This is a genomic window from Streptomyces sp. NPDC046859 (genome assembly GCF_040645135.1).
In the GTDB taxonomy this organism is placed as follows: Bacteria; Actinomycetota; Actinomycetes; order Streptomycetales; family Streptomycetaceae; genus Streptomyces.
On the sequence record NZ_JBEYXR010000004.1, the window covers coordinates 84405 to 106073 of the forward strand.

General features: G+C 72.5%; 18 protein-coding genes and 2 pseudogenes. 7 read left to right on the plus strand and 13 right to left on the minus strand.

Annotated features, from left to right (window positions below; genetic code table 11):
• The first annotated feature begins 1 nt into the window (after position 1).
• Positions 2-877 (plus strand): phosphogluconate dehydrogenase (NAD(+)-dependent, decarboxylating), encoded by an 876-nt coding sequence (gene gnd / locus ABZ899_RS06795; RefSeq protein WP_361341758.1) that lies wholly within the window; start codon positions 2-4, stop codon positions 875-877.
• A gap of 126 nt (positions 878-1003) precedes the next feature.
• Positions 1004-2470 carry a membrane-associated oxidoreductase gene (locus tag ABZ899_RS06800; protein ID WP_361341760.1) on the plus strand — a complete coding sequence of 489 codons (1467 nt, stop codon included), beginning with the start codon at positions 1004-1006 and terminating at the stop codon, positions 2468-2470.
• Positions 2471-2474: 4 nt separating this feature from the next.
• Here ABZ899_RS06800 and ABZ899_RS06805 read toward each other — a convergent pair.
• Positions 2475-2886, minus strand: a pseudogene (locus tag ABZ899_RS06805) (VOC family protein).
• Between the two features lie 541 nt (positions 2887-3427).
• Here ABZ899_RS06805 and ABZ899_RS06810 point away from each other — a divergent pair.
• Positions 3428-4660: a serine hydrolase domain-containing protein gene (locus ABZ899_RS06810; RefSeq protein ID WP_361341763.1), complete on the plus strand. Its 1233-nt coding sequence runs from the start codon at positions 3428-3430 to the stop codon at positions 4658-4660.
• 7 nt (positions 4661-4667) lie between these two features.
• On the opposite strand, the gene ABZ899_RS06815 is transcribed toward ABZ899_RS06810, so the two are convergent.
• The 3 genes from ABZ899_RS06815 to ribA all read right to left on the minus strand — a co-directional run bounded on the left by ABZ899_RS06815 (position 4668) and on the right by ribA (position 7735).
• Complete coding sequence (locus ABZ899_RS06815) at positions 4668-5831, minus strand: saccharopine dehydrogenase family protein (RefSeq protein ID WP_361341766.1); 1164 nt, start codon at positions 5829-5831, stop codon at positions 4668-4670.
• A complete protein-coding gene (locus ABZ899_RS06820) occupies positions 5828-6886 on the minus strand; it encodes a saccharopine dehydrogenase (protein WP_361341768.1) in 1059 nt (352 codons plus the stop codon). Before ABZ899_RS06820 ends, ABZ899_RS06815 begins: the two co-directional genes overlap by 4 nt.
• A 180-nt stretch (positions 6887-7066) precedes the next feature.
• Positions 7067-7735, minus strand: a complete 669-nt coding sequence (gene ribA / locus ABZ899_RS06825) for a GTP cyclohydrolase II (RefSeq protein ID WP_361341771.1) — start codon at positions 7733-7735, stop codon at positions 7067-7069.
• Positions 7736-7776: 41 nt separating this feature from the next.
• Between ribA and ABZ899_RS06830 the strand changes: the two genes are divergently transcribed.
• The gene (locus tag ABZ899_RS06830; protein WP_361341773.1) at positions 7777-8559 is read left to right on the plus strand and encodes a creatininase family protein; all 783 of its coding nucleotides are present in this window, start codon (positions 7777-7779) and stop codon (positions 8557-8559) included.
• A 104-nt stretch (positions 8560-8663) separates the two neighbouring features.
• Here ABZ899_RS06830 and ABZ899_RS06835 read toward each other — a convergent pair.
• From ABZ899_RS06835 to ABZ899_RS06855, 5 genes and pseudogenes are all read right to left on the minus strand, one after another.
• Positions 8664-9689 (minus strand): annotated as a pseudogene (locus ABZ899_RS06835) (lysylphosphatidylglycerol synthase transmembrane domain-containing protein); the annotation flags it as partial.
• Entirely contained in the window at positions 9686-10762 is a 1077-nt protein-coding gene (locus ABZ899_RS06840) for a class I SAM-dependent methyltransferase (RefSeq protein WP_361341776.1), read from the minus strand. The pseudogene ABZ899_RS06835 and the gene ABZ899_RS06840, both read right to left, overlap by 4 nt.
• Positions 10759-11958: a glycosyltransferase family 4 protein gene (locus ABZ899_RS06845; RefSeq protein WP_361341779.1), complete on the minus strand. Its 1200-nt coding sequence runs from the start codon at positions 11956-11958 to the stop codon at positions 10759-10761. The genes ABZ899_RS06840 and ABZ899_RS06845 overlap by 4 nt, the downstream gene beginning before the upstream one ends.
• Positions 11955-12353: a 6-carboxytetrahydropterin synthase gene (locus ABZ899_RS06850; RefSeq protein WP_055619267.1), complete on the minus strand. Its 399-nt coding sequence runs from the start codon at positions 12351-12353 to the stop codon at positions 11955-11957. Before ABZ899_RS06850 ends, ABZ899_RS06845 begins: the two co-directional genes overlap by 4 nt.
• A 151-nt stretch (positions 12354-12504) precedes the next feature.
• Entirely contained in the window at positions 12505-13485 is a 981-nt protein-coding gene (locus ABZ899_RS06855; protein ID WP_361341782.1) for a zinc-binding alcohol dehydrogenase, read from the minus strand.
• Between the two features lie 108 nt (positions 13486-13593).
• Here ABZ899_RS06855 and ABZ899_RS06860 point away from each other — a divergent pair, with 108 nt between their 5' ends.
• A complete protein-coding gene (locus ABZ899_RS06860; RefSeq protein ID WP_361342497.1) occupies positions 13594-14367 on the plus strand; it encodes a CDP-alcohol phosphatidyltransferase family protein in 774 nt (257 codons plus the stop codon).
• Positions 14368-14830: 463 nt separating this feature from the next.
• Complete coding sequence (locus ABZ899_RS06865) at positions 14831-14977, plus strand: hypothetical protein (protein WP_361341784.1); 147 nt, start codon at positions 14831-14833, stop codon at positions 14975-14977.
• A 58-nt stretch (positions 14978-15035) separates the two neighbouring features.
• Here ABZ899_RS06865 and ABZ899_RS06870 read toward each other — a convergent pair whose 3' ends face one another.
• Genes ABZ899_RS06870 through ABZ899_RS06885 form a run of 4 tightly spaced genes read right to left on the minus strand, consistent with a single transcriptional unit; the run spans position 15036 to position 19630 of the window.
• Positions 15036-16400, minus strand: coding sequence for a GH1 family beta-glucosidase (locus ABZ899_RS06870; RefSeq protein ID WP_361341787.1), 1365 nt, complete (start codon positions 16398-16400; stop codon positions 15036-15038).
• Positions 16401-16429: 29 nt separating this feature from the next.
• The gene (locus tag ABZ899_RS06875) at positions 16430-17269 is read right to left on the minus strand and encodes a carbohydrate ABC transporter permease (RefSeq protein ID WP_361342500.1); all 840 of its coding nucleotides are present in this window, start codon (positions 17267-17269) and stop codon (positions 16430-16432) included.
• Positions 17270-17315: 46 nt separating this feature from the next.
• On the minus strand, positions 17316-18305 hold the full coding sequence (locus tag ABZ899_RS06880; protein ID WP_361341790.1) for a sugar ABC transporter permease: 990 nt from the start codon (positions 18303-18305) through the stop codon (positions 17316-17318).
• Between the two features lie 5 nt (positions 18306-18310).
• The gene (locus ABZ899_RS06885; protein WP_361341793.1) at positions 18311-19630 is read right to left on the minus strand and encodes a sugar ABC transporter substrate-binding protein; all 1320 of its coding nucleotides are present in this window, start codon (positions 19628-19630) and stop codon (positions 18311-18313) included.
• 206 nt (positions 19631-19836) lie between these two features.
• Between ABZ899_RS06885 and ABZ899_RS06890 the strand changes: the two genes are divergently transcribed.
• On the plus strand, positions 19837-21636 hold the full coding sequence (locus ABZ899_RS06890; RefSeq protein ID WP_361341795.1) for a coagulation factor 5/8 type domain-containing protein: 1800 nt from the start codon (positions 19837-19839) through the stop codon (positions 21634-21636).
• Positions 21637-21669: the final 33 nt, after the last annotated feature.

Genomic DNA, 21669 nt, shown 5'->3' on the forward strand with positions numbered 1-21669 from the left:
CATGCAGATCGGCCTTGTTGGTCTCGGCAAGATGGGCGGCAACATGCGCGAGCGCCTGCGCAACGCCGGCCACACCGTCGTCGGCTACGACACCGACCCCGACCTGTCCGACGTGCCCAGCCTGGCCGACCTGGTCGACCGGCTGGACGCGCCGCGCACGGTGTGGGTGATGGTGCCGGCCGGGCACGCGACGCAGACGGTGATCGACCAGCTGGGGGGCCTGCTGAAGCCCTACGACATCGTCGTCGACGGCGGGAACTCCCGGTGGACGGACGACGAGAAGCACGCCAAGGAGCTCGGTGCGCACGGCATCGGGTTCGTCGACGCCGGTGTGTCCGGCGGCGTGTGGGGCCTGCAGAACGGCTACGCCCTGATGGTGGGCGGTGAGAAGGAGCACGTCGACCGGCTCCGGCCGATCTTCGAGGCGCTCAAGCCGGAGGGTCCGTACGGCTTCGTCCACGCGGGCAAGGTGGGCGCCGGGCACTTCTCGAAGATGGTCCACAACGGCATCGAGTACGCCATGATGCAGGCGTACGCCGAGGGCTGGGAGCTGCTGGAGAAGGTGAGTTCGGTGGACAACGTCCGCGACGTCTACCGCTCCTGGCAGGACGGCACCGTCATCCGCTCCTGGCTGCTGGAACTCGCGGTGGCCGCGCTGGACGAGGACGAGCACCTGGAGAAGCTGAAGGGCTTCGCGCAGGACTCCGGTGAGGGCCGCTGGACCGTGGAGGCGGCCATCGAGAACGCCGTGCCGCTGCCCGCGATCACCTCCTCCCTGTTCGCGCGGTTCGCGTCCCGGCAGGACGACTCCCCGCAGATGAAGATGATCGCCGCCCTGCGCAACCAGTTCGGCGGGCACGCCGTCGAGTCGAAGTAGCGTCCGGCACTAACCCCACGGGCCGGGACGGCGCACCAGCCGTCCCGGCCTGCGCCTTGTGCGCGGAACGCCCCCGGTGGGACGGCGGGTTGACAGCGGTGGCGGCCCGCGTCAGAGTCCCCGCTGATGGAGATCGACGAGCTGACACCGGCCGAGCGCACCGTGTGGGAGGCCTTCCCCAAGGGGCGGTCGGTGGACTTCCGGCAGGCGCCGGACGAGAGCGCGGCCGACGGCGCCGGCTGGGGGCCGCAGCGGACCGTACGCGCCGAGGTGCTCAGGGCCCTGCTGCTCGACGGGCCCGAGGAGCGCGGCGAGGTGGCGGCCCTGAAGGTGGCGGGCGCCCGGATCACCGGCGTGACGGATCTGCGGTACGCCACCGTCGACCGGGTGATCCGGCTGAGCGACTGCTCCTTCGACGAGGTCCTCGACGTCTCCGGCACCCAGCTGAAGTACCTGAACCTGTCCGGCTCGCACCTGCCCGGGCTGACCGGCGCACGCGTCCGGGTCGACGGCGGGCTGCGGCTGACGGGCTGCCGGTTCCGCGGACCCGTACGGCTCGGCGGGGCGCAGATCGCGGGCGCGCTCCATCTGGAGGACGCCGAGATCACGGCGGACGGGGGCGGGCCGGACCCGGTCCTCCAGCTCCACCAGGTCACCGTCGGCGAGGACCTGTGCGCGAGCCGGCTGCGCACCCGGGGTGAGATCCGGCTCAACGGGGCCACGATCAGCGGTTCGCTCCGGCTGGAGGAGGCCCGGCTGCGCTGCACCGGTGACTTCGTGCTCAGCGCCGAGGCGCTGGAGGTGGGCGCCAACGTGCTCGGCAGACGGCTGAGCGCGCACGGCCGTATCGACCTGCGCGGCGCCCGCATACCCGGCCGGCTCGACCTGCTGTACAGCCGTCTGTCCCACCCCGAGGGCACCGCTCTGCGCGCGAGCAGCTGTGTCATCGGCGAGGTGTGGCTGCGCGACGGCGAGCGGATACGGGGCCGGCTGAATCTGCGCCGCTCCCAGATCGACCATCTGAACCTGACGCCGGAGATGCTGCCCGAGCAGGTCCGGCTCCTCGACCTCACCTACACCTCCCTGACCCCGCACGAGCCGCCGGAGCGGCGGCTGCCCATGCTGGAACGGGACGAGGACACCTTCGACCCGCACGGCTACGAGCAGTTGACGGCCGCGTACCGCCGCACCGGCGACGACCACGCCGCCCGGCTCGTCCAGCTCGCCAAGCAGCGCCACCACCGCACGACCCTGCCCTGGTACGGCCGGCTGTGGGGCCGCGTGCAGGACGTGACCGTCGGCTACGGGTTCCGGCCGATGCGGGCGCTGGGCTGGCTGCTGTCCCTGCTCGCGGTCGGCTCGGTCGCCTTCGCGCTGGACGCGCCGCCCCCGCTCAAGGCGGACGAGGCGCCGCCGTTCGACGCGTTCTTCTACACGCTGGACCTGCTGCTGCCGGTGATCTCCTTCGGCCAGGAGGCGGCCTTCGCGCCGCGGGGCCCGCAGCAGGCCCTGGCCTACGTCCTGGTCCTGGCCGGCTGGATCCTGGCCACGACGGTCATCGCGGGCGTGACGCGGACCGTCTCCCGTCAGTAGGCCGTCAGGCGTTGGACCAGGCCCGCGTGCACAGCACCAGCCGGTAGCCGTCGGGGTCCTCGACCGTGACGCCCCACTCGTTCCAGTACGGGTTCGGGGAGACGACCCGCCTGCCCCCCGCACTCCTCCAGCCGGGCGAGCAGGTCGTCCGGCACGGGGCCGTCGACGTAGAGGACGAGGAGGTCCTCCTCGGTGGGCCGGGGTTCGACCGGGCGGGCGGGCTCGTGGACCAGTTCGAGGTGCCAGTCGGCGTCGGGCCGGCCGAGCATCAGCAGGTCGTGTTCGCCGGGTTCCGGCCCACCGGCCGCCCGCCACACGACCGTCAGCCCGAGCCCGTCGGCCCAGAAGCGTTCGGCCGCCGCGAGATCACGGGAGGGGCGGGCGATACGGATGTGACTGCGGCCGCTGACCGGCACGGGGCCTCCGGGGGTGGGGTGAACGTTCTCGGACCGCTCGGCAGCCTAGGCGGCGGGTGCGGCACGGACCATCGGACATCGGACCTGGGACCGAGGTCCTGGTCCCGGCCGGCCGGAACACGCGGACACTGTCCACGCACGCCTGGTGGACAGTGCCTGTGGACGGCACAGGGGACTGCGGGAGCGGCCGGTCGGCGCCGGTGGGGGCCTCGCGGCCGCGAGGGCGCCCGGGAGATCGCCCGCCCGGCCGGCGGGTCGCCGCGGTGAGCGGTCCGCGGGGAACGTCGGCCCGGTGCCGGGGGTCGCGGTCGCGACCGCGCTCGGGGGGAGCGACGGTGACCCGTCCGGGCTGCCGACGACCGCGCCGGCCGTCCTGGTCCTGGCCGGTGCGTGCCCCTCCCCTCCCCGGTCAGGGCCGGCAAACGGAATGATCATCCCCGTTCGGGGGACCGGCCGCCGGTTCCTGAGCGACGATGAGACCGGAGGCCGCCGCGGTGAGGACACCGGAGCGCACCTCGTCGTACGGATGTGGAGGAACGGCATGGCACTGCTGGCACAACAGATCGACCCGGGCGAGGCCGGGCTGGACGTCAAGGCGCTGGACCGCCTCGACCAGCACCTGGCCCACCAGGTCGACGAGGGGCGGCTGCCCGGCTTCCTGGTGTCCGTCGCCCGGGGCGGACGCGTCGCGCACCTCACCGCGCACGGGATGCGGGACGTGGCCGCCGGTCTGCCCGTCGAGGCCGACACCCTGTGGCGCGTCTACTCCATGACGAAGCCGATGACCTCGGTCGCGGCCCTGATGCTCGTGGAGGAGGGGAAGCTCTCCCTCGACGACCCGGTCGGCCGCCACCTCCCGGCGTTCGCCGAACCTCGCGTGTACGTCAGTGGATCGGGCTCCGGCACGGTGACCCGCCCCGCCGACGGGCCGATGACGATCCGGCATCTGATGACCCACACCGCCGGTCTCACCTTCGCCTTCTACCACCAGCATCCCGTCGACGCCCTCTACCGGGACGCCGACCTGCACTCCGCGGTGCTCCCGGGCTCGGACCTGGCCACCACGGTCGACGTGTACGCGAGTCTGCCGCTCCAGTTCGAGCCCGGCACGCAGTGGAACTACTCGGTGGCCACCAACGTCCTCGGCCGGATCATCGAGGTGGTCTCCGGGCAGCCGCTCGACACGTTCCTCGCGGAGCGCGTCTTCGGCCCGCTCGGCATGACCGACGCCGGGTTCTGCGTGAGCGGCGAACAGGAGCGCCGGCTGGCCGAGTTGTACGGCCAGACCGAGTCCGGCGGCATCGAGCCGATCGCCGGTCTGCCGCTGCACGGGCGTCCCCGGTTCCTGTCCGGCAGCGGTGGTGTGGTGGCGTCCGCGCACGACGTGCACCGCTTCATGGAACTGCTGCGCCGCCGCGGTGAGCTGGACGGCACCCGGCTGCTGACGCCCGAGACCATCGCCCTGATGACGTCCAACCACCTCCCCGGCGGCGCCGATCTGCGCTCCTTCGGCAGCCGGCCCGCACACGACGAGCCCGGCAACGACGGCGTCGGCTTCGGCCTCGGGGTGTCCGTGGTGATCGACCCCGACCGCACGCGCGACCCGTCGGTGCGGGGCGCCTTCGGCTGGAGCGGGGTCGCCACCACCACGTTCTGGGTGGACCCGCGCAACGACCTCACCGTGCAGTTCATGACGCAGGTGCGGCACCGGACGTCGCACACGGTGTTCCAGGACCTGAAGCGGTTCGTGCACGAGGCCGTCACCGGGGACTGACGGGGTCTCAGGCGTCCGCGGACCGCGTGAACGGCACTCCCTCGGCGGCGAGTTCACGCAGCCACTCCTCAGAGCGGGCCGCCGTTCCCGCGGACCGGTGCAGGCCCGCCGGAAGGGAGCCGTCCAGGATGTGGCGCACGCCCAGGGCGAGCGGACGGGAGACGCAGCGGGCCATCGCGCTCTCCTCCGCGTCCCCGACCAGATCCAGCAGACAGCTCCCGGTCCAGGACCGGCCGTCCTCGCCGCGAACGTCGAGGTCGACGGCGAGGACGACCCGGTCCCGGTCGGCGTCGGTGGTCGGATGGGCCCGTGCCAGCTCCCCCGCCAGGGCGGCGATCCGGGCGTCGTCCCCCGTCGTCAGCTCCTCGAACACGCCGGCCCAGGCGTCCCGCCAGCCGTCCAGACGCAGGGTGCCGCGCACGAAGGCCGCCGGCCGCCACGCCGGGGGCAGCCCGTACTGCTCGATGAAGGGCACGCTGTCGCGGTTGGGATACGCCTCGAACGTCTCCCCGCCGACCTCCAGCCGGCGGGTCGCCTCCCAGGGCCGTTCGGCGACCCGTTCGGCACCGTCCTCGACGTACCGGGCGGGCGTACGCAGGGCGTTGAGCACCCCGGCGGGTGCCCAGCTGAAGCGGTACCGGAAGTCGTTCGGGACGGCGGGGACGCCTCCGCAGTACGAGGTGAGGGTGTACGACGCGGCCAGGTCGTCCCCGAGGGCCGCCCGGGCCCGGCCGACGAGGCTGTGCGCGAAGAGGTGGTCGACGCCGGGGTCGAGCCCGGCCTCGGTGAGGACGGTCAGCCCGGCCCGGGCGGCCGCGGGGACCTGCTCCAGGACGGCGTCGGACACATAGCTGGAGCAGGCGAAGTGGGCGCGCTCGCGGACGCAGGCCGCCAGCAGCACGGCGTGTTCCGCGGCGGGCAGCATCGAGACGACGACGTCGCCGGGCGCGAGCTCGGCGGCCAGGGCGTCGGGGGTGTACCCGCGGGGCGCGGCGCGTCCGGTGAGCCCGAGGCGGTCCAGGGCGTCGGCGGCGCGCTCCTCCGTCCGGTGCCACAGCCGTACCCGGGAGGCGGTGCCGCACAGCCGGGCCGGTCCGCTGCCGGTGGACAGTCCGGCACCCACCCAGTGGACGGTGCCGCTCGCGGGGACCCGTGCCGGTCCGTCAGTCATCCTTCGACTCCCCCGCTTTTGATGCCCAGTTCACGCTGGGCCCGGTGGAACCGGTCGAGGCAGCGGCCCCACGCCCCGTCCGTGCCGAAGGCCGGCAGCAGGGGTGTCAGGGCGGAGGAGAAGTCGGCGCTGGACTCGCGGGGCAGCAGGGAGGGGAGGTTGTCGATGGCGATGAGGTCGAGCGGGGGCCGCGCACGCAGCCGGCGCACCGGGTCGGTCCATTCGGTGACGCGGTCGTAGACCGGCAGCACGTTCAGCGGTGAGCCCACGTCGACGGTGACGTCGCAGACGGTGCGCAGCCGCCGGTCCGGGGCGTCGAGGTCCTGCTCCCGCAGAAAGGGCGGGACGGGGGTGGTGGCGAGGACCGCGTTCACCAGGACGTCGTGCGCCAGCAGGGCCCGGCGGTCCAGGTCACGGGTCTCGGCGAGGTCCCACGGGGTCGCCTCGACACCGGCGCTGAGGAAGGCGAGCCGCGCGCCGCGTCCGCTGCGGCCGAGGGCACCGATCACGAGCGCGGTGAACTCCTCGTCCCCGGCGACGGGTCGGAGTCCGGCGTCCAGTTCGTCCTTCGACGTCGGCGTCAGGGGCGCGGCGAGCCGGCCCCGGTGCTGGAGCACGGCGAGGGCCGCCCCGAGGTAGCCGGCCCAGAACCCGAACGCGGCCAGGCGCCGGCCGGAGTCGTCCACCAGGTACTCCAGGTCGAACAGCGCGCCGCCGCCGGCCGCGAAACGGCGCAGCAGGTCCCCGGCGCCGGGCTGTCCCTTGTAGGCGTGCCCGAAGTACACGTGCCGGTGTGTCAGCTCCGCGGGCTCGTCCGGCAGTTCCTTCAGCCCGGTCACCACGGCCGCCGGAGGCGCGCTCACCCAGGAGCCCGCCGGCGCGACCCGGCAGCCGGCCGCCTCGTACTCCTGGAGGGGGTGGATCCGCTGCGGGGACTCCTCCACGGTCACCGTCACCCCGCTGTCGACGAGGCGCCGCGCGTCGGACGGCACGATCGGGGTGCGTCGCTCGGTGGTGCGGACCTCGTGGCGCAACCACAGATGCAGCTCGGTCATAGGCGATGGGCCTCCGGTCGCGGGGCGCCGGCCGGCGACCGGCCGGCGCTGGACGGGCTGACGTCCCCGAAGGGTACGCGGACGGGCCGCGGGGCACCTGTGACCTGGCCGCCGGCCGGGCCCGTCAGGAAGAGGTCGCGGGGCGTGCCCTCTTCCTGTCCGGGCGGGCCGGCCCCGCGGTCAGGTCAGCTGTCCGACGGCGTCCAGGTGGGGCAGGTGGTGGTCCATGCGCTCTCGCTTGGTGCGCAGGTAGGTGATGTTGCTCTCGCAGGGCTGGATCAGCAGCGGGACCTGCTCGGTCACCTCGATGCCGTGCTCCACCAGCGCCTCGCGCTTGCGCGGGTTGTTCGACATCAGCCGGACGCTGCGGACGTTCAGGTCGCGCAGGATGCCGGCGGCGGCACCGTAGTCACGGGCGTCGACGGGCAGCCCGAGCGCCAGGTTGGCCTCGACGGTGTCCAGGCCCTCCGCCTGCAGGGCCATGGCGCGCAGCTTGGCCAGCAGACCGATGCCTCGGCCCTCGTGGCCCCGCAGGTAGACGACGATCCCGCTGCCCTCGGCGACGACGGCGCGCAGGGCGGAGGCCAGCTGGTCGCCGCACTCGCAGTGCTGGGAGCCGAACGCGTCGCCGGTCAGGCACTCGGAGTGCAGCCGGGTCAGGACGCCGTCGGTGCCCGGTTCGCCGTGGACGAGGGCCACCTGTTCGTCGCCGCGGTCGTGGTCCATGTAGCCGATCGCCCGGAATTGCCCGTACACGGTCGGCAGGGGGGCGTTCACCACGCGTTCGACTCCGGAACGCTGCGTCCGCTGGCCGGACTTCTTGCCGAGCACGCCAATCTTGTCTGTCATGATTCTTCAGTTCCTATGCAGAGACGAAAGGCCGGTAAAAGATGAGTGGTGCGCAGACGCGGCCGGCGGCACACTCGCTGGTGCCGGCGGACACCACCGAGGACGTACGGGCGCGGGGAGCGGACGTCTCACGACAGGTCGCGGTCCTTCCCGTCGGGAGCTTCGAGCAGCACGGCGCGTTCCTGCCGCTGGCCACCGACACCCTTGTGGCCTGCGCGATCGCGCGCGAGGTGGCCGCCGTGCATCCCGTACACCTGCTGCCGCCGGTGACGATCTCGTGCTCGCACGAGCACGCGGCCTGGCCGGGGACCGTCAGCATCTCTTCGGTGACCCTTCATGCGGTGATACGGGACATAGCGGATTCGCTCCGCCGTTCGGGCGTCGACGCCCTGGTGCTGGTCAACGGGCACGGCGGCAACTACGTACTGGGCAACGTCGTTCAGGAGTCCTCCGCGCGCGGCGAGCGGATGGCACTGTTCCCGGCTCCGGAGGACTGGGAGACCGCGTTGGAGCGGGCGGGGGTGGAGACCTCGCTGCTCACCGACATGCACGCGGGGGAAATCGAGACCTCCATCCTTCTGCACGCTCATCCCGAAGTGATCCGACCCGGTTACGAGACTTCCGATTTCGTCGCGGACGACCGGCGTCATCTGCTCACCCTCGGAATGTCCGCCTATACCGATTCGGGGGTCATCGGCCGTCCGTCGCTGGGTTCCGCGGAAAAGGGGAAGCGGCTGCTGGAGAGCCTCGCGGATTCCTTCGGCGCGTATATGTCACTGCTGACCTCCGCGGGCGACTCCGTCGCGGACACGACGGACGGATGAAAATAGCCGCTGGTCTCCGGATCCGCCACGGTGCCGGCGGATCCGGTGCGGGCCCGTAGACCCGTGTACCAGCGGGCGACGAGGACGAGGGCGCCCGGCAGGGCGGCTACGAAGCTGAGGACGCCGTACACGACGGCGACGGCGAGCCCGGTGTCGGCGCCCAGCCCCGCGGCGGCGAACGCCCAGGCGGTGACGCCCTCCCGGGGGCCGAACCCGCCGACGTTCAGGGGCAGTCCCATGGCGAGCAGCGCCAGGACGGCGAGCGGCAGCAGGGCGGCGACGGAGGCCGTGGAGCCGGCGATCCCCGCGGCGAGCACGAACATCGCGACGTGACCGGCGAGGACGACCAGCGAGGAGACGGCGACGCCGGGCCCGTTGCGGCGCGACAGCAGGCTCTCGCGGGCCTGCGCGAGAACCGTGCGCAGGGCCGTGGGCCGCGCCCCGGCCCGGCGGGAGGGCGCCCGGTTCATCCGGACGGCGGCCACGACGGCGAACGTGCCGGCAGCGGCGAACAGCAGGAGGGGGGTGAGGTCACGGGCCTGGTCGAGCACCGGTGACGGCATCGTCAGCAGGACGGCCGCGCCGACGGCGGTCAGGGCGACCTGTCCGGCCGTGCGCTCCAGCACGACCGCGCGGACGCCGCGCCCGAGGTCACCGGCGCTCTGCCCGTGCCGTACGGCCCGGTGGACGTCGCCGAGGACGCCGCCGGGGAGCGCCGCGTTGAGGAACAGCGCCCGGTAGTAGTCGGCGACGGCCGCTCCGATCGGCAGCCGGATGCGCAGGCCGCGGGCCACCAACTGCCAGCGCCAGGCGCTGAACACCGTGGTGACGAACCCGATGCCGAGCGCGGCGAGCAGCGCGGGGCCGTCGATCCGCCGCAGCCCGTCGAGGAACACGCCGGTGCCGAGCCGCCAGAACAGCGCGCCGAGGATGACGACTCCGGCGACCGTGCCCAGGTGGGTGCGGACCTTCGGGTCGCCCAGGAGGGCCTTGGTGCGGGAGACGGGTGCGCCCGCGGTGGCCGCCCCGGCCCGGGCGTCCGCGGTCTCCCCCGTGCGGTCCGCCCGCCGGGCGCGCGAGGTGAGGCCCCCGCGCCCGGTGTGCGTCCTCGCCACCGTCTCCACGGTCATGACGCTCCGCCCGTCGGCCGGCTCAGGGCCAGCAGGTCGGTGTGGTGGACGACGACCCGCAGCTCGCCCGCCGCGCAGGCGTCGAGGCGTTCGCGCAGATAGCGGTCGGCGCGTCCGCGCAGGTCGGGGCGCTGCTCGACCGCCGCCCCGACCCAGCCGCGCAGCCACTGTGCGGCCAGCGCGGCCTCGTCTGGTCCGAGCCGCCAGGGGCTCGGGTGCAGCTGGACGGTCGCGCCGTGCTCGGAGAAGATCTCGGCGGCCACCGTGGCGGCGTCCGGGCCGAGCAGCCCGGTGCGCCGCTGGTGCGCGTTGAACGCCTCGGTGATCTCCTCGTCCAGCGGGTCGGACGGGGTGAGTTCGACCCGGCCGGCGACCGACAGGGTCAGCAGCGCCGGGCAGCCCGCACCCGCGCAGGCGGCGGCCAGGGTGTTGATCTCGTCGGGGGTGAGGACGTCGAGCAGCGCGGACGCCGTCACCAGGGAGGCGCCGCGCAGCGCGTCGGGGGTGAGCCGGCCGATGTCGCCGCGGCGCGTCTCGACCGTGACGCGGCTGCCGTCGGCGGAGGAGCGCGGGGACGCGACGGCTGCGAAGTGCAGTAGATAGGGGTCGCGGTCGTGCAGGACCCAGTGCTGGGCGCCGTCCAGGTGGGGGGCGAGCCAGCGGCCCATGGAGCCGGTGCCGCAGCCCAGGTCGTGGATGACCAGTCCGCCGGGTCGGCCCGGCAGGTTGGCGAGCCGGATCCGCAGCGGGTCGAGCAGGTCGTGCGCCCGGGCGGCGGCGTCCGCGCCCTCGCGCAGCTCCAGCCACTCGGGGGCGTAGCGGGGCGGGTCGTCCGGGGCGGCCTCCCGCAGCCGTACGGTGGCCCGTTCGCCGGGCCGGCCGGTGGGGCCCGCGCCGAGGATCACGACGTCGGAGTCGGCGCCGTGCGCCTCGGGTACGGACGCGTCGCTCATGTCACCCTCCGCCTGGCCGGGTCCGCCGTCCGGTCGCCGGCGTGCCGGGCCGGCCGCGTCCCGGGGTCCCGGCTGGGCCGGGATCGCGCTCCCGCCCTGTGTCGTCGCCGCCTTGCTCATGCCGCCCTCCGCGGTTCGTCAGGCAGTCGGCCCAGTACCGCGGCCAGGCTGCGGGCCGTGCCGGCCCAGCCGTTCAGAGCGGCCCGGCGTCCCCGGGCCGCCGCCTTCAGCCGGCGTCGTACGTCCGCCTCGCCGAACCAGCCGCGCAGTTCGGCGGCGATCGCGGCGGGGTTCTCCGGCGGCACGAGGATGCCGGGGACACCGCCGTCGGGTGCGCGGCCGACGGCCTCCGGCACCCCGCCGACGTCGGTGGCCAGCACCGGGATGCCGCGTGCGAGCGCCTCGGTGACGGCCATCCCGTACGTCTCGGCGTAGGAGGTGAGGACCATCAGGTCGGCGGAGTTGTAGCTGGCGTCGAGTTCCGCGCCGGACTGCGGGCCCGCCAGGACCAGACGGTCGGTGAGGCCGTGCCGGGTGATCAGGGAGCGCAGTCCGGCGACGTAGTCGGGGTCGTGGTTCAGGCCGCCGACGCAGACACAGCTCCACGGCAGGTCGGTCACCGTCGCCAGTGCCTCGATCAGCCGGTGCTGGCCCTTGCGCGGGGTCACGGCGGCCACGCACAGCAGCCGGGACACGCCGTCCGTGCCGGACGCGAGGGGGGCGATATCGGCGCCGGGGGCGGCGACATGGACGCGTTCGGGGGCGAGGCCGTGGTGGGAGACGAGGCGGCGGACCGCCCAGTCGCTGGTGGCGACGACCGCGTCGACGGCGCGCAGCACCGTGCGCTCCCGGGCGTCCAGGTCGGCCGCGGCGGACGGCTCCAGCCCGGTCTCGTCACCGAGCGGCAGATGGACGAGGACGGCGAGCCGCAGCCGCTCGGCCTCCGGGACGACGATCTCGGGCACCCCGCAGGCGACCAGGCCGTCCAGCAGGACGACCGTCCCGTCCGGGAACTCACTCAGGGTGCGGGCGAGTTCGGCGCGGGCCGCCACGTCGGGGCGGGGCCACGCGCCGGCCACCGCGTGCTTGTGGACCTGCCAGCCGAAGCCGGGCAGGTCCAGGCTGACCCGCCGGTCGTAGGCGTTGCCGCCGCTGGGGGCCGCCGGGTCGTCGACGCCGCCCGGCATGACGAAGTGCACGGAGCGCAGGGACATCGGGATGATCTCCGCGTTCTTCAGGACGGAGTGCTGCGCCGGCACGTAGGCGAGCTTGACCTTCTCCGGCGGCGGCTGCTTCTCCAGGGTCACGTCGGTCACAGGGCACGCTCGTAACTCGCCCACGCGACGTGCGACTCGTGCAGCGTGACGGTGATCCCGGCGAGTCCCCGCGCGCCCTCGCCCAAGGCGCCCTTCTCGACGCGCTCGGCGAGCCGGTCGGCGATGACCTTGGCCAGGAACTCGGTGGAGGTGTTGATCCCGGCGAAGTCGGGTTCGTTGTCGAGGTTGCGGTAGTTCAGCTCGGCGACGACGGCGCCGAGCTCCTGGGTGGCCAGTCCGATGTCGACGACGATGTTGTCGTCGTCCAGCTGCTCACGCCGGAACGTGGCGTCCACGAGGAACGTCGCCCCGTGCAGACGCTGCGCGGGCCCGAAGACCTCGCCGTGGAAGCTGTGGGCGATCATGATGTGATCGCGGACGGTGATGCTGAACAACGGACGACCCTCCAGGTGCGGTGCGCCTAGTCCCCGGCCGATCGCCGCCGGGGATGCCGTGTAGTACGGCTCTTCGCTTCCCCGTGTTCAGCGCGTCCTCACTCTTTTCTCAGGTCAGGCGCTCTTGCGTCCCGCGGGGCGAATCCGCGCGTCAGGGCGCGTCCGGGTATCTGACGCGGTGACAGAGCGCCGGGATCCGCCCGGATGCCAGCTTCGGCAGCACCTCGGGCAGCTCCTCGAAAGGGCTCTCCCCGGTGACGAGGGCGTCCAGCGCGGGATCGGCGAGCAGGTCGAGGGCGAGCGCGAGGCGGTCGGCGTAACTGCGGCCGGCGCGGGCCGGTGAGACGGTCCCGACCTGGCTGCTGCGGATGACGAGGCGCCGCGAGTGGAACGCCTCGCCGAGCGGGACGGCCACCTGCCGGTCGCCGTACCAGCTGAGTTCGAGGACGGTGCCCTCGGGGCGGAGCAGTTCGAGGGAGCGGGCGAGTCCCTGTTCGCTGGCGCTGGCGTGCACCACGAGGTCGCAGTCGCCGAGGGCGTCCTCGGGGGACGCGAAGGCGACGCCGAGGGACCCGGCCACCTCGGCGCGGGACGGGTCGGCGTCGACCAACTGGAGCCGCACGCCGGGGAAGCGGGCCAGCAGCGCGGCCACGGAGCAGCCCACCATGCCGCCGCCGACCACGGCGATCCGGTCCCCGACCAGGGGCGCCGCGTCCCACAGGGCGTTGACGGCGGTCTCGACGGTGCCGGCGAGGACGGCCCGCGCGGCGGGCACGGTGTCCGGTACGACGGTCACCGCGCTCGCCGGGACGACGTAGCGCGTCTGATGCGGGTACAGGCAGAAGACCGTACGGCCGGCCAGCGCGTCCGGCCCCTGTTCGACCACCCCGACGCTAAGGTAGCCGTACTTCACCGGGGCGGGGAAGTTCCCCTCCTGGAACGGCGCCCGCATGGCCGCGTGCTGGCTCTCCGGGACGCCGCCGCGGAACACGAGGGTCTCCGTGCCCCGGCTGACCCCCGAGTACAGCGACCGCACCAGCACGTCCCCCTCGCCGGGCTCGGGCAGGGCGACCTCCCGGATCTCGCCCTTCCCCGGAGCGCTGAGCCAGAACGCACGTGCGGTGCGGTTCATCGGGAACCTCCTGAACGATCGGCGACCTGTCCACGTACCGAGGTGTGCACAGGCCGCGCACAGTACGCGGCCTTGATCGACTCTGTCATCTGGCCGGAGGAATGTGCGGTGGCCCTGAACAACACGTACGAAGCAAGGCTGGTCCAGCAGGAGACCGCGGTGGGAGCGGGCGTTCAGATCCTGTTGCTGGCCCTGCTGGGATCGGCGATCGGCATGGGGCCCGCGGGCTGGCTGACCGGCCTCGCGTTCGCCGTCGCCTCCTGGGCGCTGCTCTCCCTGGCCCTGCACCGGTCCGGGCTCCGCTCGTTCGGCCCGGCGAACCGGGTCACGCTCGGCCGGGCCACCCTGGTCGGCGGGGTGACGGCACTGGTCGCGGACTCCTTCCAGGACTCGCCGCCGGTCACGTTGTTCGTGGGCCTGACCGCGGTCGCCCTGATCCTCGACGGCGTGGACGGCAAGGTGGCCCGCCGCACCGGCACGTCGACGGCGCTGGGCGCCCGCTTCGACATGGAGGTGGACGCGTTCCTGATCCTGGTGCTCAGCGTGTACGTCTCGATGTCGCTGGGTCCGTGGGTGCTGCTGATCGGCGCCATGCGCTACGGCTTCGTCGCCGCCGCCCGGGTCTGGCCCTGGCTGAACGCCCCCCTGCCGCCGAGCACGGCCCGCAAGACGGTCGCCGCGGTGCAGGGCGTCTTCCTCCTGGTGGCCGCGTCCGGCCTGTTCCCCCACGCCGCCACGTTCGCGGTCACGGCCACGGCGCTGGGCGCCCTGCTGTGGTCGTTCGGCCGGGACGTGCTGTGGCTGGGGCGCACGCACCGGGCGACGCGGGTGGCGCCGGCGGCGGCCGAGCGCAGGACGCGGCCGGAACTGGTGACGAGCTGAGGTCCAGCCCGGTCCCTCACTCCGCCGACGGGTGCGCACCCGGCGCGTCCGGACGGCGGTCGGGCGGGTTCGAGCGGGTGTCGTCGGGGTGGGCAGGTTTGTGCTGAGGCTGCCCATCACCAGCGCGCCGGGGTCGGCGGAGGCGACGTACAGCATCAGGCCGACGACCGTGGCGAGTCCGGCGCCGAACGTGAAGCCGGGGAAGTGTTCGAGCGGGCTGTAGAGCACTGCCCCCGGACGTCCATCGCGGTCTCACCGAACCGGCGCGGCAGGACATCCCGTCGGTGCCGCGCCACGGCCTCTCCCTCGCCGGACCGCACCGCGCCGCCCTCTTGGGCGACGGCGCGGTGGGCGCCGCCGTCCTGCTGGACCGGCTCGGCGTGCGACCGCGGGCTGTGGCGTCCGCAGCGGGGGTGCCCGGTACGCAGCCGAGCTGCCCGAACCCGTACCGGGCGATGAGGCGGTGACCGTGGTGCGCTCCTGGCCGGGGGTGGCGGCCACCACCGCCGGCGGGATCGACGGCGACGAGGAGACCGCCCGCCGGCTGGACGCCGTCGCAGAACTCCTCGGCCTGCGGCACGTGCACCGTTTCCGCTCCGCGGGGAAGTGAGCGGCCGCGGACACGGAAGGCCGACCCGCCTCGTGCTCCGGCCACGGGCAGCCCGGACTCACGCCGCCCGCCGCGCCCTCCCCCCGTGCGCCCGCACGATGTCCGCGTACAGATGCCCCGTGCCCTTGATCGTCCGTACCTGTGTCTCGTAGTCCACGTGGACCAGGCCGAACCGCTTCGCGTAGCCGTACGCCCACTCGAAGTTGTCGAGGAGCGACCACGCGAAGTACCCGGCGAGCGGGGCGCCCTTGCGGGCGGCCGACGCGCAGGCCGCGAGATGCCGGACCAGGTAGTCCTGCCGTTCGGGGTCGTCGACCGTGCCGTCGGGGCGGACGACGTCCGGGAAGGCGGAGCCGTTCTCGGTGATGTAGATCTTGCGCGCCCCGTACTCCTCGGTGAGGCGCAGCAGCAGGGTCTCGATGCCGCTCGCGTCGATCTCCCAGTCCATGCCGGTGCGCGGCACGCCGGGGCGGCGGACCGCGCGGGCGTACGGGGCGGGGCCGTCGGGGTCGTCGACGACGTGGGCCGGGAAGTAGTAGTTCAGGCCGAGCCAGTCCAGCGGGGCCGCGATCGTCTCCAGGTCACCGGTCCGCTCGGGGAGTTCGACGCCGTACGTCTCGACCATGTCGGCCGGGAAGCCCCGGCCGTGGATCGGGTCGAGCCACCAGCGGTTGACGTGGCCGTCCTGGCGGCGGGCGGCGGCCTCGTCCTCGGGGCGGTCGCCGGCCGCGTACACGGTGGAGAGGTTGTTGACGATGCCGACCTCGGCGCCGGGTGCGGCGGCGCGGATCGCCTGGGTGGCGAGGCCGTGGCCGAGGAGGAGGTGGTAGGAGGCGCGGACGGCGGCCGTGAGGTCGGTCAGGCCGGGGGCCATGGTGCCTTCGAGGTGCCCGATCCAGGCCGAGCAGGACGGCTCGTTGAGGGTGGCGAAGTGGCGGACGCGGTCGCCGAGCCGGGTCGCGACCACCGAGGCGTACTCGGCGAAGTGCTCGGCCGTCTCCCGCTCGGGCCAGCCGCCCCGGTCCTGGAGGGCCTGCGGAAGGTCCCAGTGGTAGAGGGTGACGGACGGCGTGATGCCCGCCTCCAGCAGGGCGTCGACCAACTCGTCGTAGAAGGCGAGGCCCTTGGGGTTCACGGGGCCGTCGCCGCCCGGCAGGACGCGCGGCCAGGCGACGGACAGGCGGTAGGCGTTGGTGCCGAGCGTGCGCATGAGGGCGATGTCCTCGCGCCAGCGGTGGTAGTGGTCGCAGGCGACGTCGCCGGTGTCGCCGTTGTCGATCTTTCCGGGGGTGTGCGAGAACGTGTCCCAGATCGACGGGGAGCGGCCGTCCTCCGCCACGGCTCCCTCGATCTGGTACGCCGCTGTGGCGGTGCCCCACAGGAAGTCGTTCGGGAGTGCGGCGAGGTCGATACGGTCGGGCACGGAGTTCCTTTCGGGGCGGGGGTGCTCGGTCACTTGACGGCGCCTGCGGTCAGTCCGGCGACCAGGTAGCGCTGGAGGAGGAGGAAGCCGGCGACCACGGGGACGCTCACGACCAGCGAGGCGGCCATGATCTGGTTCCAGTACACGTCGTTGAGCGTGGAGTAGCCCTGGAGGCCGACGGCGAGGGTGCGGGTGGTGTCGTTGGTCATGACGGACGCGAACAGCACCTCGCCCCAGGCGGTCATGAAGGCGTAGACGGCGACGGCGACGATGCCGGGGACGGCGGCCGGGACGACGACCCGGAACAGTGCGCCGAGCGGTCCGCAGCCGTCGACCAGCGCCGCCTCGTCCAGGTCGCGCGGCACCGAGTCGAAGTAGCCGATGAGCATCCAGATGGAGAACGGCAGGGAGAAGGTGAGGTACGTCAGGATCAGGCCGCCGCGGCTGCCGAACAGGGCGATGCCGGTGGCGTTGCCGATGTTGACGTAGATGAGGAACAGCGGGAGCAGGAAGAGGATGCCCGGGAACATCTGCGTGGACAGGACGGTGACCGTGAAGACCCGCTTGCCGCGGAAGTCGTAGCGGCTGACGGCGTACGCGGAGAAGACCGCGATCACCACCGAGCAGACCGTGGCCGCGCCCGCCACGACGAGCGAGTTCACGAAGTACGTCGCGAGGGGCACCGTCGACCAGATGTCGATGTAGGGGCGGATCGTCAGACCGCTGGGCAGCCAGCGGAACGTGCCCGACACGTCGGCCAGCGGCTTGAGCGAGCTGGAGACCATGACGTAGACGGGGACCAGGACGAAGCCGGTGAGCAGGGTGAGGAAGATCCGCCGGGACCACAGGAAGGACCGGGGCGGTGCCATCGGCGAACGGGCGGCCACGGAAGGGGACTTGAGGGGCCGGGCGGACTCAGACATCGGCGGTCCTCCGTCCGCGCGAGGTGATCACGAGGTAGACGCCGGTCACCACGAGCAGGAACAGCAGCAGGAGCACGGACATCGCCGAACCGGTGCCGAAGTTCCAGGTGACGAAGGACGCCTGGTAGATGTGCACGGAGATGAGGTCGGCGGCCTCGGGCGCGGTCTTGCCGAACAGGACGTAGGGCGTGTTGAAGTCGTTGAACGTCCACAGGAACAGGACGAGGACGAGGACCTGGTTGACGGGCCGCAGGGACGGCAGGGTGATCCGGCGGATCTGCTGCCACATGCCGGCGCCGTCGAGGGATGCGGCCTCGTAGAGCTCCCTCGGGATGTTCTGCAGGCCGGCCATGACGATGAGGAAGGCGAACGGCCAGCCCTTCCACACGGACACCGTCAGCAGGGCGAAGAAGCTATTGTCGCCGATGAGCCAGAACGTGGGCTTGTCGGTGATGCCGAGCTGGTCGTGCAGGACGTGGTTCACCAGGCCGTTGTCGTGCTGGAACATGAAGACCCAGGTGATGACGGCGGTGTAGACGGGCAGCGCGTACGGCACCAGGAACAGGGCGCGCAGCAGGCCCCGGCCGCGGAAGGTGTCCTGCATGTAGAGGGCGGCGGCGGTGCCGATGCACCAGCACAGGCCGACGGAGAGCAGGGTGAAGGCGACGGTGACCAGGAACGAGTGGAGCAGCGCCTCGCCCACGGGGGCGTCGAAGTCCACGGAGACCGTGTAGTTGTCGAGGCCGCTCCAGGGCGCGGTGGTCCAGTCGCGGATGTAGAACTGGGTGAGTTCCTTGAAGCTCATCACCATGCCGATGACCATCGGCACGAGATGGACGAGGAGTTCGAGGAGCAGGGCGGGCAGGAGGAGCAGGTAGGGCAGGCCGATGCGGCGGATCCGCCCGGGACGGCGGCGGGGTCCGCTCGCCGTCCCGGGGGAGCTCGGACGCACCGCGGCCTCGGTGGGGACCGTGGTCGTCATCGTGCTCACTTCGCCGGCATCTGCTGCTGGGCCTTCTCGAGGGCGGCCTTGACCGAGTCCTCCGTGACCTTGCGTCCGGCGGCGGCGTCGGCGAACAGCCCCTTGATGGCCGTGCCGACGGCGGTCTCGAACTGGGACTCGTCGGCGACCTGCGGGGCGGCGACGGCGCTCTTGGCGAGGGTGTCCTTGAGGACCGCGTTCGCCGGGGTGTTGAAGGCGGCGTCGGCCTGGGCGCCCTTGACCGGCGGTATGGAGCTGTAGGCCTGGTTGAGGATCTTCTGCTCGGCGTCGCTCGTCATGAACTTCACGAACTCGGTGGCGCCGTCGATGTTGTCGGTGTTCTTGAAGACGGCCATGTTGATGCCCATGACCATCGAGTTGACGCCCGTGCCGGTGCCGGGAGTGCCGGACTGCACGGGCACCGGGGCGATGCCGTAGGCGTCCTCGCTCATGCCCTGGGACTTGAGGTTGGCGGACGCGGACTGCCACAGCAGCATGGCCGTCTTGCCCTTGGCGAAGTCGCTGACGGACTGGTTCTGCGCGTACTCGGCGTTGCCGGGCGCGATGATCTTGTCCTTGCCCATCAGGTCGACGAACTGCTTGACGCCGGCGACGGCCTTGTCGGAGGTGAAGTCGGCCTTGCCGTCGGCGGTGAAGAAGTCGGCGCCGTGCTGCTTGGCGAAGACGACGGCGTGATGGATGTTCTCGGAGGGGTTGGAGCCCTCGACGCCGAGCGCCCACTTGCCGCCGCCGGTGAGCTTCTTGCCGTCCGCGACGAGTTCGTCCCAGGTGGCCGGCGGCTCGGAGATGCCGGCGTCGGCGAACGCCTTCTTGTTGTAGTAGAGCGCGTACGCCATCGAGTACAGCGGGACGGCGGCCGGGTCCTTGCCCTCTGCGCCGGTGGAGCCGAGCGCGGAGTCGACGAAGCGGTCCTTACCGCCGATCTTGTCGAAGTTCCCGGCGGTCCAGGGCAGCAGGGCGCCCGTCGCCTGGAGGGAGGCGCTCCAGGTGTTGCCGATGTTCAGCACATCCGGGCCCTGGCCGGAGGTGGTGGCGGTGAGGATGCGGTTGAGCAGGTCGGACCAGGGCACGACCTCCAGCTTCACCTCGATGCCGGTCTGCTTCTCGAACTTGTCGAGTTCGGGCTGGAGGACCTTCTTGTCGACCTCGATGCTGGCGCCCTGGTTGGAGGCCCAGTAGGTGAGGGTCTTCGGGGAGTCGTTCGACCCCCCGCCGTCCGTCGACGAACCGCCTCCGCAGGCCGTGGCGGCCAGGGCGAGAGACATGGTGACGGCAGCTACGGCCGCGGCTCGCGTTGTGCGCATGGCTCCGGTGTCCCTTCCGGGGGTACTGCTGCTTAATTTAGAGCGTGAGTTAAGCCTCTGGACCGGGCGGCGTCAAGGCTTTGGGCGCAGTTGCCGGAGTCTGGTCGAACCTCTTGACTCTCTCGTTTCGCAGTTGAACCATTCAGCGGCGAGAGAGCGCTCCCGGACCCCACCACGTTCACTTCCTGAACAAGGAGAGCCGCCCCATGCCTGATTCCTCCCCGTCCTCGTCGCGCCCGTCCCCGGTCGGCCGCCGCACCCTGCTGGGCGCCGCCGCGGCGGCCGCCGCGGCCCCCGTGGTGCTGGGTGCCTCGGCCCACGCCTCCGCCGCCCCGGCCCCTCGCAAGAGGCCGCGCGCGCTGCCCGGCGGTGGCGACCTCGGCCCCAACGTCCTGGTCTTCGACCCGTCGACCCCCGGCATCCAGGCCCGTCTCGACGAGGTGTTCCGCCAGCAGGAGTCCGCGCAGTTCGGCACCGGCCGCTACGCGCTGCTGTTCAAGCCGGGCACCTACCAGGGGCTCAACGCCCAGCTCGGCTTCTACACCTCCATCGCGGGCCTCGGCCTGTCCCCCGACGACACCACCATCAACGGGGACGTCACCGTCGACGCCGGCTGGTTCGGCGGCAACGCCACGCAGAACTTCTGGCGTTCGGCGGAGAACCTGGCCCTGGTCCCGGTCAACGGCACCAACCGCTGGGCGGTCGCGCAGGCGGCCCCGTTCCGCCGGATGCACGTCCGCGGCGGTCTGAACCTCTCCCCCACCGGCTACGGCTGGGCCAGCGGCGGCTACATCGCCGACAGCCGCATCGACGGGCAGGTCGGACCGTACTCGCAACAGCAGTGGTACACCCGCGACAGCGCGATCGGCAGCTGGCTCAACGGCGTCTGGAACATGGTGTTCTCGGGTGTCGAGGGCGCCCCCGCGCAGAGCTTCCCCAATCCGCCGTACACCACCCTGACCACCACGCCGGTCTCCCGCGAGAAGCCGTTCCTGTACCTCCAGGGCAGCGAGTACCGGGTGTTCCTGCCCGAGAAGCGGACCGACGCGCGCGGCGTGACCTGGGGCAACGGCACCCCGCGCGGCACCTCCCTGCCGCTCACGCAGTTCTACGTCGCCCGCCCCGGCGTCTCGGCCGCCACTCTCAACCAGGCGCTGACACAGGGGCTGCACCTGCTGCTCACGCCCGGCATCTACCACCTCGACGAGCCCCTGCGGATCAACCGGGCGAACACGGTCGTCCTCGGCCTCGGTTACGCGACCCTCATCCCGGACGGCGGCGTCACCGCGGTGAAGGTCGCCGACGTCGACGGGGTGCGGCTGGCCGGCTTCCTGGTGGACGCCGGGCCGGTCAACTCCCCCACCCTGCTGGAGATCGGGCCGTCCGGCGCCTCCCGCGACCACTCCGCGAATCCGACCACCGTCCAGGACGTGTTCATCCGCATCGGCGGCGCGGGCGCCGGCAAGGCCACCACCAGCATGGTGATCAACAACCGGCACACCATCGTCGACCACACCTGGGTGTGGCGGGCCGACCACGGCGAGGGCGTCGGCTGGGAGACCAACCGCGCCGACTACGGCGTCGTCGTCAACGGCGACGACGTCCTGGCGACCGGCCTGTTCGTCGAGCACTTCAACAAGTACGACGTGCAGTGGTTCGGCCAGCGGGGCCGCACGATCTTCTTCCAGAACGAGAAGGCGTACGACGCCCCGAACCAGGCCGCCATCCAGAACGGCTCGATCAAGGGCTACGCCGCCTACCGCGTCGGCGACGCCGTGACCTCGCACGAGGGCTGGGGCCTGGGCAGTTACTGCTACTACAACGTCGACCCGACGATCGTCCAGCACCACGGCTTCGCCGCCCCGACCCGCCCGAACGTCCGCTTCCACAACCTGCTCGTCGTCTCGCTGGGCGGCAACGGCCAGTACGAACGCGTCATCAACGACACGGGCAGCCCGACGTCGGGGACGTCGACGGTGCCGTCGACGGTGGTGTCGTATCCCTGACCGACGACGGCTCCAGGCAGGGCGGCCCCACCC

Coding starts and splice junctions, on each gene's coding strand:
- gnd (WP_361341758.1), top strand. CDS start 2: ATGCAGATCGGCCTTGTTGGTCTCGGCAAGATGGGCGGCAACATGCGC.
- ABZ899_RS06800 (WP_361341760.1), top strand. CDS start 1,004: ATGGAGATCGACGAGCTGACACCGGCCGAGCGCACCGTGTGGGAGGCC.
- ABZ899_RS06810 (WP_361341763.1), top strand. CDS start 3,428: ATGGCACTGCTGGCACAACAGATCGACCCGGGCGAGGCCGGGCTGGAC.
- ABZ899_RS06815 (WP_361341766.1), bottom strand. CDS start 5,831: ATGACTGACGGACCGGCACGGGTCCCCGCGAGCGGCACCGTCCACTGG.
- ABZ899_RS06820 (WP_361341768.1), bottom strand. CDS start 6,886: ATGACCGAGCTGCATCTGTGGTTGCGCCACGAGGTCCGCACCACCGAG.
- ribA (WP_361341771.1), bottom strand. CDS start 7,735: ATGACAGACAAGATTGGCGTGCTCGGCAAGAAGTCCGGCCAGCGGACG.
- ABZ899_RS06830 (WP_361341773.1), top strand. CDS start 7,777: ATGAGTGGTGCGCAGACGCGGCCGGCGGCACACTCGCTGGTGCCGGCG.
- ABZ899_RS06840 (WP_361341776.1), bottom strand. CDS start 10,762: ATGAGCAAGGCGGCGACGACACAGGGCGGGAGCGCGATCCCGGCCCAG.
- ABZ899_RS06855 (WP_361341782.1), bottom strand. CDS start 13,485: ATGAACCGCACCGCACGTGCGTTCTGGCTCAGCGCTCCGGGGAAGGGC.
- ABZ899_RS06875 (WP_361342500.1), bottom strand. CDS start 17,269: ATGGCACCGCCCCGGTCCTTCCTGTGGTCCCGGCGGATCTTCCTCACC.
- ABZ899_RS06880 (WP_361341790.1), bottom strand. CDS start 18,305: ATGACGACCACGGTCCCCACCGAGGCCGCGGTGCGTCCGAGCTCCCCC.
- ABZ899_RS06885 (WP_361341793.1), bottom strand. CDS start 19,630: ATGCGCACAACGCGAGCCGCGGCCGTAGCTGCCGTCACCATGTCTCTC.
- ABZ899_RS06890 (WP_361341795.1), top strand. CDS start 19,837: ATGCCTGATTCCTCCCCGTCCTCGTCGCGCCCGTCCCCGGTCGGCCGC.